The sequence below is a fragment of the Micromonospora reichwaldensis genome (assembly GCF_031845925.1).
GTDB lineage: Bacteria > Actinomycetota > Actinomycetes > Mycobacteriales > Micromonosporaceae > Micromonospora > Micromonospora reichwaldensis.
The window spans coordinates 1-12,428 of record NZ_JAVRFL010000056.1 but is presented as its reverse complement, the minus strand read 5'-3'; the positions used below and the strand labels follow the sequence as shown (position 1 = coordinate 12,428).

Genomic DNA, 12,428 nt, shown 5'->3' with positions numbered 1-12,428 from the left:
ACTGCCCGCCTCTCTCGCGACGTCATTACATTGATCGAAGCAATCCCGGGTCACCCGCCGGGAAGCCGCTGCGGTGCCGCTTCCCCCACGTGCGGGTAATTGCTCGGCGTACCTGGTGGTAAGGCAATGTTGAGACCGGCAGACATTCACGTGCACGATTGCGTTGTGGCATACGAGAACGAGCAGTTGTCGCAGATGGTCGGGGCGCTCGCCGAGGCGGGCCGCCCGCTGTCCGGGGGCGCCGTGGGTCGGCTCGTCGCCGATCCGCCCGGTGTCGTGGCGGATCCTGCCGTACGCCTGCTCGTCGCCGCCGCGGCGGGGGACCCGCTGTTGCTGGCCGCGCTGCGCGAGGGCATCCGCGTCGAGGGCGTCACCGACGGGCCCGGCCGGGCGCGGACGCCGAAGCGGGTCCAGGAGCTGGTCCGTGCCACGTTGCGCGGCGCGCCGACCGGATCGTGGCAGCTGCTGCGGGTGGCCGCCGTGCTCGGTCGGTCCTGCCAGCTCGCGGAGCTGACGGCGCTGACCCGGCGGAACACCGCCCAGCTGCTGCCGGACCTGGACGCGCTGCTCGACGCCGGTCTGCTCGACTGGGTGGGCGACGACCTCGCCTTCCGGCACGAGCTGGTGTGGTGGGCGGTGCTCGACGCCCTGCCGCCCGCCGTGCGGCAGGCGCTCCGCGTCGACCGCGACCGCCTGCGCCGGCGCCGGGCCGTGACCCGGGCGTCCCGCGCCGCCGAGCCGTCGGCCGAGCCCGTGGCCCCCGCCGACCTGCGGCGCAGGATCGGGCTGCGTTCCGCGCCCGCCGCCCGCGAGCACCGCCCGGACGCCGGCGGCGCGTGGGAGTCGTTCAGCGGCGTCGAGCGGGCCATCGCGCGGCTCGTCGCCGAGGGCATGACCAACCGGCAGATTGCGACCCGGGTACGGCTGTCGCCGCACACGGTCAACTACCACCTGCGCGGCCTGTTCCGCCGGCTGGGCATCTCCTCGCGGGCGGAGCTCGTCCGCCACGTACCGGTCTCCTCCGCGGCGTAGCGGGCGCTCCGGACCTTCCGGGCAGCACTGCCACATAGCGATTTCCTGCGTCCTTCACGTTGAATTCGACGAAGGGTGGACCGTGCCTAAAGGACTACCCTGATGAGTAGTGTCAATTCTGGTTCCATGCTCATTCTGGTAGTCGGGGGAACCGCCGTCAGGCAGTAGTGTCGCCCGTATCGAATTTCGTTGGGTCAGCGGCAGGTAAATCCACGGGTACGACCGTGCTCACACCCGAGGGAAAACATGAACATCCGTACGCAACCGCGTGTCCACGAACTCATCGCCGTCCGCGCGGCGTCGCAGCCCGACCGGACCGCGGTCGTGCAGGGCGACGCGCACATCAGCTACGCGGACCTGGAGCGCCGGGCGAACGGCCTGGCCCGCCACCTCGTCGACGAGGGCGTCGGCGCGGACTCCGTGGTCATGGTCCACCTGGAACGCTCCATCGACGCCATCGTCGGCCTGCTCGCCATCTGGAAGGCGGGCGCGGCCTACCTGCCGGTGGATCCGGGGCTGCCGGACAGCCGGGTCGAGGCGTTCGTGAAGGAGACCGACTGCACCACCGTCATCACCCACGGACGCGACCTGGCGCGCTTCGCCGACCTGCCGGTCAGGGCGCTCACCGCGGGCGTCGCGGACGGCGCCGCGACCGCCCCGGCCGTGGCGGAGGGCGGCGGGGACGCCGCCTACATCATCTACACGTCGGGATCCACGGGTACGCCGAAGGGCGTCGTGGTCAACCACGACTCGCTGAGCCACCTGTGCGGGGAGCTGGCCGGCCGCTACGGCGTCATCCCCGATGACCGGGTGCTGCAGTTCGGCGCGCTCTCCTTCGACACCTCCATCGAGCAGATCACGGTCGCGCTGCTGGGCGGGGCGACGCTGGTGCTGCCCGAGCTGAGCTGGGCGCCCAGCGAGCTGCCGGAGCGGCTGCGCCACCACGGGGTCACCGTGATGGACCTGACCCCCGCGTACTGGCGCCGCTTCCTCGCCGAGGTCGGCGCGGAGGCCGGTGACCTGCCGGTCCGGCTGGTGATCGTGGGCGGTGAGGCGGTCAACGCGGAGGACTGCCGCACGGCGCTGGACCTGATGCCCGGGGTGCGGCTGGTCAACGCCTACGGGCTCACCGAGACCACGATCACCTCCTGCCTGATGGACCTGACCGCCGACGTGCTGCCGGCCCGCGGCGCGGCTCCCGTCGGCCGGCCGCTGCCCGGCACCGTCGTGTACGTCCTCGACGAGCACGGCCGGCCGGTCGGCCCCGGCGAGCGCGGTGAGATCCACATCGGCGGTCGCGGCGTGGCGCGCGGCTACCTGACCGAGGACGACGCCAACCGCTTCCGCGCGGACCCGTTCGCGTCCGAGCCCGGCGCGCGGATGTACCGGACCGGTGACCTGGGCGCCTGGACCGCCGAGGGCAACCTCGAGGTGATCGGGCGCATCGACCGGCAGGTCAAGATCCGTGGTTTCCGGGTGGAGCCCGGCGAGATCGAGGCGGCGCTGGCGGCGCACGACGGCGTCGACACGGTCGCCGTCACCACGTACGAGCACGACGGCCAGCGGCGCCTGGTCGCGTACCACACCGGCCCACGGCCCCTGGACGTCGCGGAGCTGCGCGACTTCGTCGGCCGCCACCTGCCCGACTACATGGTGCCGACGGCGTTCGTCGCCCTCGACGAGCTGCCGCTGAAGACCAACGGCAAGGTCGACCTGGCCGCGCTGCCCGCGCCGGGCACCGCGACGGTCGCCGCCGAGGCGGTGGACGACACGCCCGTCGACCTGGTGGAGCGCGGCGTGACCCGGCTGTGGGGGCAGGTGCTCGGCGTGCCCCGGGTGCTGCCGGACGACAACTTCTTCGCGCAGGGCGGCAACTCGATCCTCGCCGCCGAACTGCTCGCGAAGATCCGCGGCTCCTTCGGCGTGCTCATCACCCAGGTGCGTCCGCTGATCCGGCTGCTGCTGGAGGACGCGACGCCGCGCGGTCTGGCGCGGGCGGTGCGCGAGGCCCGGGAGGGCACGCTGGCCGGCGACGACACCCGCAAGCGGGTGGACTTCGCCGCCGAGACGGAGCTGGACGTGCAGGTCCGGCGCGACGTGTCCGACGAGCCGCGCTGGCAGGACCCCCGCCACGTGTTCCTCACCGGCGCCACCGGCTTCCTGGGCATCTACCTGCTGCGGGAGCTGCTGACGAGCACGGACGCCGTGGTGCACTGCCTCGTGCGCGCCGACGGGCCGGAGCAGGGCCTGGCCCGCATCCAGGCCAACGCGCGGCACTACTTCGGCGAGGACCTCGCCGGGCACCAGGCGGCGGGCCGGATCGTCGCCGTCCCCGGCGACCTCGCGGCACCCGGGCTCGGCCTGTCCGACGCGGCCTTCGACGAGCTGGCGCGCACGGTCGACGTCATCCACCACCCCGGCGGGGCCGTCAACTTCATCTACCCGTACTCGCACATGCGGCCGGCGAACGTCGACGGCACCCGCGAGATCATCCGGATGGCCGCGCGGCACCGCAACGTCCCGGTCCACTACACGTCGACCATGGCCGTCGTCGCGGGCTTCGGCACCGCCGGCGTCCGGCACGTCGACGAGGACACCCCGCTGGCGTACGCCGACCACCTCTCCGTCGGCTACGTGGAGAGCAAGTGGGTGGCCGAGGCGCTGCTGCACCGGGCGGCGGAGCAGGGGCTGCCGGTGGCGATCTACCGGGCCGCCGACATCTCCGGCGACCGGGTCAACGGCGCGTGGAACATCGCCACGGAGATGTGCGCGATGAAGAAGTTCGTGGTGGACACCGGCACCGCCCCCGTCGCGGAGCTGCCGCTGGACTACACGCCGGTCGACGTGTTCGCCGCCGCGGTCGCGCACATCGCCAGGGCGTCCCGGCCCGCCGGCGAGGTCTACCACCTCACCAACCCCGGGAAGGTCAACATCTCGGTGCTGGTCGAGCGCCTGCGGGCGCACGGGCACGACATCCGCGAGGTGACCTGGGCCGAGTGGCTCGACGAGATGGTGCGGGTCGCGGTCGAACAGCCCGACCATCCGATGACCCCCTTCGCGCCGCTGTTCATCGACCGCTGCGCGACGGGCCAGATGAGCGTCGCGGAGATGTACCTGGAGACGACGTTCCCCGTCTTCTCCCGCACCAACGTGGAGCACGCGTTGCGCGGCAGCGGCATCGAGATCCCGACGGTGGACGCGGAGATGCTCGACCGCTACATCGGCTACCTGACCCGCACCGGGTTCCTGCGGGCGGCGTGATGGGCTGGGAGACGCTCGACCTCACCCACGCCCCCACCGAGGGCCCGGTCGCGTTCGGCGACGACCTGTCCGCGACGACGCTCTTCGGCGCCTACCGGCACGGGCTGTTCCCGTTCCCGGCCGACACCGAGGAGCGGAAGATCGTCAGCGAGTTCACCTACGAGGCGGACGTCGCCGCCGGCCGGATCGCGGTGCTCGCCGGGAGTGCCGACCCGTACGCCGTCGCCTGGTGCTCGCCAGACCCGCGCCCGGTGATCCGCGTCGACCAGGCCCGCATCCAGCGCAGCCTGCGGCGGCAGTTGCGCAACAAGGTCGAGTGGACGACGACGCTCGACGTCTGCTTCGACCGGGTGGTCCAGCACTGCCGCGTGGGCCGCGAGCCCCGGTGGCTGACCGACCGGCTCGTGTCGGCGCTGCGCGAGCTGCACGCGGCGGGGCACGCCCACAGCGTCGAGGTGTGGGAGGGCGACGAGCTGGTCGGCGGCACGTTCGGCGTACGGGTCGGTGGCGTGTTCAGCGCCGACTCCCAGTTCGCGCTGCGCAGCGGCGCCGCGAAGGTCGCGGTCGCGTGCCTGGTGCGGCGCGTCGCGGAGAGCGGCGGCGTCGCGGTCGACGTCCAGCACGACGGCGACCACGCGAAGCTCATCGGCGCGGTCGCGGTGCCCCGTACCGAATACCTGGCGCTGCTGCGCAGGCACGCCGACGACCACTGCGCCATGCCCGCGGACCCGCTGCCCGCGCGCAGCCTGGCCGCCTGACCGAGGGAGGTGACCCCGTGCGCGTGTTGACGCTCGCCGAGCGACCGGACCTGCGGGACGCGATGCTCCACATGGAGGCCTCGTGGCCCGAGTACATCCCGCCCGAGCCGATGGTGATCGGCTGGGCCTTCGACCGGTACCCGGAGCACCAGCTCGTCGTCGTCGAATCCGACGACACGGTGGTGGCCCGCGCGGCCGGCGTGCCGTTCGCGTGGGACGGCGACCCGGCGAGCCTGCCCGACACCGGCTGGGACGCGGTGCTGGGGATGAGCATGCTCGACACCTCCGCCGGCCGCGAGCTCACCGCGCTGTGCGCACTGGAGATCGCCGTGGTGCCGGGCATGCAGGCCCGGAACATGTCGGGGCGCGTCCTGGCCGCGGTCAAGGACAACGCCCGCCGGCACGGCTACCGCGACGTCGTCGGGCCGGTCCGGCCCAGCGGCAAGCACGCCGAGCCGCACGAGCCGATGCCGGGGTACGCGGCCCGGACCCGCGACGACGGGCTGCCGGCCGACCCGTGGCTGCGCGTGCACGTGCGGGCGGGCGGGCAGGTGCTCCAGGTCTGCCCGGCCTCCATGACGATCTCCGGCAGCCTCGCGCAGTGGCGCGACTGGACCGGGCTTCCCTTCGACACCAGCGGACCGGTCGTCGTGCCGGGTGCCCTGACCCCGGTCGCGGTGAACGTCGACCACGACCACGCCGTCTACGTCGAGCCCAACGTGTGGGTTCGACACCCCCTCGCGGAAAGGCATGCCTCATGACCAGCACCGTTCCGGCCAGCCTGGCCTCCAAGATCCGCAACCGCGCCGCCCTGATCGAGATCATCGGCGGCTACATGGCCTCGCAGTCGCTCGCGCTCGCCGCCGAGCTGAAGCTCGCCGACCACATCCACGACGGCCGGGTCACGAGCGCGCAGCTCGCCGAGGCGACGGGCACCCACGCGCCGTCGCTGCACCGGCTGCTGCGGACCCTCGTGGCCATCGGCGTGCTGGTCGAGCCGACGCCGGGCGAGTTCCGCCTGACCGAGGTGGGCGAGCAGCTGCGCACCGACTCGCCGAACTCGCTGTGGGCGTTCACCCGGTTCTTCACCAACCCCACGCTGTTCGCGTCCTGGCAGCAGGTGCGGCACACCATCGAGACCGGCGAGTGCGCCTTCGACCACGTGCACGGCAAGAACGCGTACGTGCACCTCGCCGAGAACCCCGAGCTGTCCGCGCTGTTCAACGTGGCGATGGGACAGGAGTCGAGGGCGTCCGCCCAGCTCGTCGCCGACGGGTACGACTACTCCGGCGTCCGTACCGTCGTGGATGTCGGCGGCGGCGACGGGACGCTGCTCGCCGCGATCCTCGGCACCCACGCCCACCTGCGGGGGGTGTGCTTCGACAGCGCCGCGGGCGTGGCCGAGGCCGCCGGCGTGCTCGCCACCGCCGGTGTCGCCGACCGGTGCGAGATCGTGGCCGGCGACTTCTTCTCGTCGGTCCCCGAGGGCGGCGACCTGTACGTCATCAAGAGCGTCTTCCAGGACTGGGACGACGAGAACGCCCGGAAGCTGCTGGCCACGGTGCGTGCCCACATCCCCGCCGACGCCACGCTGCTGATCGTCGGATCGGTGCTCCCGGACACCGCGAACACCGACAACCCGGTGATGTTCTACACGGACATCAACATGCTGGTGACCGCCGGCGGCCGGGAGCGGACCGAGAGCGAGTTCCGGTCCCTGCTCGCCGAGACCGGCTTCACCGTCGAGTGGTGCGGCCACGGCGCCGCGGGCCCGCTCTCGCTCATCAAGGCCGTGCCGGCGAGCTGACCCACGTCGAGGACCGGGCCACGGGCGCACCCGCTCACGCGAGTCGAACGTGGCCCGGCCCGTGTCCCGATCCAGACCCATCCGCGCAACGGGGAGGCAACGATGACCAGACCGAGTTTCGGCAGCGAACTCCTGCGCGGCAGGCTGCGGGTCGACCTGCTCGACCCGCTGCCCGACGCCGGGCTCGACGCCGACGCCGAGGCGTTCCTCGCGCGGCTGCGCGCGTTCTGCACCGACAAGGTGGACGGCCGGCTCATCGAGCGCGAGGACCGGATCCCCGACGAGGTGGTCGACGGACTGCGCGACCTCGGCGCGTTCGCCATCAAGCTCCCCAAGGAGTACGGCGGGCTCGGCCTGTCGGGGGTCTGCTACCACCGGGCGCTGATGATCGTCAGCACCGCGCACTCCTCGCTCGGTGAGCTGCTCGGCGCGCACCAGGCGATCGGCCTCATCCAGCCGCTGCGGCTGTTCGGCACCGACGCGCAGAAGCGCGAGCTGCTGCCGAGGTGCGTACGCGAGATCTCCGCCTTCGCCCTCACCGAGCCCGACATCGGCAACGACCCCTTCCGGATGCGGACCACCGCCACCCCCACGGGCGACGGCGGTTACCGCCTCGACGGGGTGAAGCTGTGGACGACCAACGGCACCATCGCCCATCTGATCGTGGTGATGGCCCTGGTCCCGCCCTCGGAGAGCGGCCCGGGAGGCATGTCCGCGTTCGTGGTGGAGGCCGACGCGCCGGGGGTCACGGTGGAGCACCGCAGCTCCTTCCTGGGGCTGCGCGGCCTGGAGAACGGGGTCGTCCGGCTGCACCGGGTCGTGGTGCCCGCGAGCCGCCGGATCGGGCCGGAGGGGCAGGGGCTCCAGGTGGCGCTCGCCGCGCAGGACACCGGCCGGCTGTCGATGCCCGCCGTCTGCGCCGCCGCCGCCAAGTGGAGCCTGAGGATCGCCCGCGAGTGGTCGGGCGTCCGCGTGCAGTGGGACCGGCCGATCGGCGAGCACGAGGCGGTGGCGGGCAAGATCGCCTACATCGCGGCGACCGCCTTCGCGCTGGAGGCCATGGTCGAGGTGTCCGGCCGCCACGCCGACGCCGGCGTGCTGGACACGCACACCGAGGCCGAGCTCGCGAAGCTGTTCGCGTCGGAGCAGGCGTGGCGGATCGTCGACGAGCTGATGCAGATCCGGGGCGGTCGCGGGTACGAGACCGCCGAGTCGGCCGCCGCGCGCGGCGAGCGCGGCGTCCCCGTCGAGCAGCTGTTCCGGGACCTGCGCATCGGTCGGATCTTCGACGGCTCCAGCGAGGCGCTGCGGGTGTTCGTCGGGACCGACGCGCTGGCGGACGAGGAGGGCCCGGCCGAGGGGTCCAGGCCCTTCACGCCGCCGCCCGGCTTCGGCGACCTGGCCGGGCACCTGTCGTTCGCCGAAGCGACGAGCGCCGAGCTGGCCCGGCACCTCGCCGACGGCCGGGAGCGGTGGGGCGAGGCCGTCGCCGAGCGGCAGCTGTTCCTCGGCCGCGTCGTGGACGTCGCCGCCGAGCTGTACGCGATGACCGCCGCCTGCGTGTACGCCAGGGCGCTCGGCGGCACCGCGGTCGAGCTGGCCGACGCGTTCTGCCGCCAGTCCCGGCAGCGGGTGGCGGAGCTGCGCCGGCGGCTGCGGGACAACACCGACGCCGACGACGTCGCGGTCGCCCGGCGGGTGCTGGGCGGCAGCTTCACCTGGTTGGAAGAGGGCGTGCTCGACGCGTCCATCGAGGGGCCGTGGATCGCCGAGCCCGTACCGGGACCGGCGAGCGGCCCGAACCTGCACCGCACGATTCGGAGGTGACTAGTGGACGAGCACGTGGCAGAGCTGGTGGCACAGGGCCGGCGGTCGCTGGAGCTGGCGCCCAACCGGTTCCTGGAGCTGCTGGAGCGCGGTGAGGTGTCGGCCGACCGGCTGCGCGCCCTGGCCGGCGAGCTGTACCACCTGGTGTCCAGCGACCGGAGCAGCTTCGCGTTCCTGGCGGCCCGCTTCCCCGAGCCGCTGTTCCTGGCCATGGCGGGCGCCGAGGAGGAGGCGCTGGGCCTGCTGCCGGCCTTCGCCGCCGCCGTGGGCCTGGGGGAGAAGGAACTGCGGGCGCACGAGCCGCGACCGCTGGCCCAGGCGTACCCGTCCTTCATCGTCCGGACCGCCGTGTTCGGGCCGCGGTCGGCGATCCCGCTGGCCCTGCTGGTCAACGTCGAGGAGTCGGGTGGCTTCTACGCCCGGATGGCCGACGCCCTCCAGGCGCGCTACGGGTTCTCCGACGAGGCGGTCGCGCACTTCCGCTATTTCGCCGAGACGCCGGACGAGGTGCTGGAGCAGGCGGCCGGGGTGGTGTCGACCGGCCTCGCGGCGGGCGACGACCCGGTGGAGGCGCTGCGCGCGGCGCGGATGGTGCACGCCTACGAGGCGGTGTTCTGGGCGACGATGGCCGAGTGACCCCGGGACCGGGGTGGACCCGCCCCGCTCAGGGCAGGTCCACCTCGATCCGGCGGTCGATCCGGTCCTCGATCCAGGTGCTGGTGTCGACGAGCCACACGCGGTCCACCGAGATCTGGTAGATGCGGTGCTCTGCCGGCGGCAGCAGCGCCGACACGGGCAGGGTGTACTCCGCCCTGCTCGCCTCGTCCGGCAGCAGGGCGTCGTAGAACGTCGCGTGGTGTGCGCGTACCTCGTCGGCGGTCAGCTCCCGGCAGGTGCCGGTGAACTGGGCGCCGTCGACCTCGGTGAGCCCGCCGTCGCCGGTGACGAAGAGCGCCCCGCTCACCGTCGGGCGGGCCGCCACGTGCCTGCTGTGCCGGGACTGGGTCGCGGAGCCGAACAGGAAGCGCAGCGGGTCGGGCAGCCACGCGTACTGCAGCACCGCCGTCCACGGCCGGCGGTCGGGGGAGACGGTGGACAGGGACAGGTACTTCGCGTCGGCGACGACGCGGTGCAGACGGTCGACGAGGTCCATGGTTCAGCCCACCTCCGCGGGGGACGTTGCGGCGGCGTACGCGCTCATCGCCCGTACTCGTAGAAACCCCGGCCGCACTTCTTGCCGAGCATGCCGCCGGCCACCATGCGGGCGAGCAGCGGCGGCGGCGAGTAGTGCGGCTCCCGGAACTCCCGGTACAGCGACTCGCTGATCGCGGCCACGATGTCGAGCCCGATCAGGTCGACGAGGCGCAGCGGACCCATCGGGTGCGCGCAGCCGAGCGTCATCGCCTTGTCGATGTCGGCCACCGACGCCATCCCGGACTCCACCATCCGCACGGCGGAGAGCAGGTACGGGATCAGCAGCGCGTTCACCACGAAGCCCGCGCGGTCCTTGGCGCGGACGACCTGCTTGCCGAGCACCTCGGTGACGAACGCGTCGACGGTCTCGACGGTCCGCGGGTCCGTACGCACCGAGCCGACGACCTCCACGAGGGGGAGGACCGGCGCGGGGTTGAAGAAGTGGATGCCCACCACCTGCTCGGGCCGGGCGGTGACGCCGCCGAGCTTCACGATCGGCAGTGAGGACGTGTTCGAGCCGAGGATCGCGTCCTCGTCCTCGACGACCTTGTCGAGGGTGGCGAACACGTCGAGCTTGATCGACTCCTGCTCCGAGGCGGCCTCGACCACCAGCTGCCGGTCGGCGAAGTCCGTCAGGTCTGCGGTGAAGGACACCCGACCCAGCGTCGCGTCCCGATCCGCCTCGCTGAGCTTGCCCCGGCCCACCGCGCGGTCCAGCGACGCGGTCAGCCGCGCCCGGCCCGGTGCGAGGGAGGCCGGCCGCGACACCGCGACGAGCACGTCCAAGCCGGCCCTCGCGCACGTCTCGGCGATCCCGGCGCCCATGACCCCGCACCCGACGACGCCGACCCGGCGAATCCTGTCCATGTTTCTGCCTCCGCACACGCGTTAACAAATGGGGTTGCCGCGGAATTCGGTGAGTAGGGCGGGATCGCCGCTCCCTGACACGTGTCGTGGTAGGACGATAGGTTGGTCAGCCGGCCCGACGCAATGATCTGCGCCTTTGTCCAGGCGAATTCGTGGCGGGTGCGAGAAAGCCGTTACCCGGCAGTTCCCGATCGACAGTTACCTTTCTCTGCGTTCCCTCACCATCGTAGGAGGCGCACTATGGTCGACTTCAGCGCTGCCCCCACCACCCAGATCGACAGTCGCGGCGGCAAGTGCCTGTACGCGCAGATCGACGAGTTCCGTGCGGCCGGCCCCGCGGTGGCCGTCGAGCTGCCGGAAGGCATGTTGGCCTGGTCGATCACCCGCGGCGACGTGGTCCGGCGCCTGCTGACCCACCCCGGGGTCTCCCGCAACGTCAAGAAGAACGTGCCCAGCTACACCCCCGGCGAGATCAAGTGGCTGTCGCCGTGGGTGGACGTCGAGTCCATGTCCACTGCGGAGGGCCGCGAGCACCAGCGCCTGCGGCAGCTCGTGGCGCCGGCGCTGACCCCGAAGCGGATCGACGCGATGCGCCCGCACGTGGAGCTCGTCGCCCGGCGGCTGCTCGACGACCTGGCGACGCACCCGGCGGACGAGCCGGTCGACCTGCACACCATCTACTCCCAGCAGTTGCCGACCAGGGTGATCTGCGACCTGTTCGGGGTGCCGGACGACCTGCGGCCCGAGGTGCTGCGCATCCTGCGCGTGGTGCTGAACACCGACAACGTGCCGGAGGAGGAGTCGGCCGCGGTCTACGTCGACATGAACGTCGCCATGCGTACGCTGATCGACCTCAAGCGCCGCGAGCCGTCCGACGACCTGACGAGCTTCCTGATGGCGGCCCGGGTGGAGGGCGAGGAGCCGCTCAGCGAGCAGGAGCTGGTCGACATGCTGCTGCTGCTCATCGGCGGCGGCAGCCAGACGACCGTGACGCTGATCGACCACACGGTCCGCGAGCTGCTCGCCAACCCGGACCAGCTGGCGACCCTGCTGGCCGACCCGGCCCGCTGGCCGGACGCGATCGAGGAGGCGCTGCGGGCGCACTGCCCGGTGGCGGCACTGCCGATGCGCTGGGCGAAGGAGGACATCGACCTCGGCGAGGGGGTCGTCATCCGGGCGGGCGACGCCATCCTCATCAGCTACCTGGCGCACGGCCGCGACCCGGCCGTCCACGAGAACCCGGACGTGTTCGACATCGACCGGGAGAACAAGGAGCACCTCGCGTTCGGGGCGGGTCCGCACTTCTGCCCCGGCGCCCGCCTGGCGCGACTGGAGGCGGTCGTGGCGGTGCCGGCGCTGTTCGCCCGCTTCCCGAACCTCGCGCTGGCCGTGGCGCCGGACGAGATCCAGCCGCTGCGCTCGTTCATGGCGAACGACGTGGCGTCGCTGCCGGTGCTGCTGAACCACCGGTAGGCGGACACCACGCCGCCCGGCCCGCGACGCGGGCCGGGCGGCGGTGCGTCCGGGGCCGTCGGCGCGGTCACGGCCGTGGATCAGTGGGTGAGTGCGGGGATTTGGATTTTGGCGTCGTGTTCGAGGATGCGTTGTTGGAGTTCTTGGAGGCTGCGGCCGGGTTCGAGGCCGAGGCCGTCGACGAGGGCTTCGCGGGTGCGTCGGTAGAC

The 12,428-nt window shown here is 72.5% G+C and carries 11 protein-coding genes; 8 read left to right on the top strand and 3 right to left on the bottom strand.

Features of this window, described 5'->3' with window-relative positions; all coding sequences use genetic code 11:
- Positions 1 to 165: 165 nt before the first annotated feature.
- The 7 genes from RM555_RS29610 (at position 166) to RM555_RS29580 (ending at position 9,321) form a co-directional block, all read left to right on the top strand.
- Entirely contained in the window at positions 166 to 1,032 is an 867-nt protein-coding gene (locus RM555_RS29610; protein WP_311414803.1) for a helix-turn-helix transcriptional regulator, read from the top strand.
- 246 nt (positions 1,033 to 1,278) lie between these two features.
- Entirely contained in the window at positions 1,279 to 4,293 is a 3,015-nt protein-coding gene (locus RM555_RS29605) for a non-ribosomal peptide synthetase (RefSeq protein WP_311414802.1), read from the top strand.
- Positions 4,293 to 5,051, top strand: coding sequence for a leucyl/phenylalanyl-tRNA--protein transferase (locus RM555_RS29600; protein ID WP_311414801.1), 759 nt, complete (start codon positions 4,293 to 4,295; stop codon positions 5,049 to 5,051). Before RM555_RS29605 ends, RM555_RS29600 begins: the two co-directional genes overlap by 1 nt.
- A gap of 17 nt (positions 5,052 to 5,068) precedes the next feature.
- Entirely contained in the window at positions 5,069 to 5,812 is a 744-nt protein-coding gene (locus RM555_RS29595) for an N-acetyltransferase (protein WP_311414800.1), read from the top strand.
- Positions 5,809 to 6,858 carry a methyltransferase gene (locus tag RM555_RS29590; protein ID WP_311414799.1) on the top strand — a complete coding sequence of 350 codons (1,050 nt, stop codon included), beginning with the start codon at positions 5,809 to 5,811 and terminating at the stop codon, positions 6,856 to 6,858. Before RM555_RS29595 ends, RM555_RS29590 begins: the two co-directional genes overlap by 4 nt.
- A gap of 102 nt (positions 6,859 to 6,960) precedes the next feature.
- A complete protein-coding gene (locus RM555_RS29585; protein ID WP_311414798.1) occupies positions 6,961 to 8,685 on the top strand; it encodes an acyl-CoA dehydrogenase family protein in 1,725 nt (574 codons plus the stop codon).
- A 3-nt stretch (positions 8,686 to 8,688) separates the two neighbouring features.
- Positions 8,689 to 9,321: a heme oxygenase-like domain-containing protein gene (locus RM555_RS29580; RefSeq protein WP_311414797.1), complete on the top strand. Its 633-nt coding sequence runs from the start codon at positions 8,689 to 8,691 to the stop codon at positions 9,319 to 9,321.
- 28 nt (positions 9,322 to 9,349) lie between these two features.
- On the opposite strand, the gene RM555_RS29575 is transcribed toward RM555_RS29580, so the two are convergent.
- Together RM555_RS29575 and RM555_RS29570 are read right to left on the bottom strand one after the other, a co-directional pair.
- Positions 9,350 to 9,838, bottom strand: a complete 489-nt coding sequence (locus RM555_RS29575; protein WP_132240862.1) for a pyridoxamine 5'-phosphate oxidase family protein — start codon at positions 9,836 to 9,838, stop codon at positions 9,350 to 9,352.
- 44 nt (positions 9,839 to 9,882) lie between these two features.
- Positions 9,883 to 10,746, bottom strand: coding sequence for a 3-hydroxybutyryl-CoA dehydrogenase (locus RM555_RS29570; protein ID WP_311414796.1), 864 nt, complete (start codon positions 10,744 to 10,746; stop codon positions 9,883 to 9,885).
- Between the two features lie 240 nt (positions 10,747 to 10,986).
- Here RM555_RS29570 and RM555_RS29565 point away from each other — a divergent pair, with 240 nt between their 5' ends.
- Complete coding sequence (locus RM555_RS29565) at positions 10,987 to 12,219, top strand: cytochrome P450 family protein (RefSeq protein WP_311414795.1); 1,233 nt, start codon at positions 10,987 to 10,989, stop codon at positions 12,217 to 12,219.
- Between the two features lie 80 nt (positions 12,220 to 12,299).
- Here the strand turns inward: RM555_RS29565 and RM555_RS31110 are convergent.
- Positions 12,300 to 12,428, bottom strand: a 129-nt coding sequence (locus RM555_RS31110) for a BTAD domain-containing putative transcriptional regulator (protein ID WP_396888843.1), incomplete at its 5' end; no start/stop codon positions are given.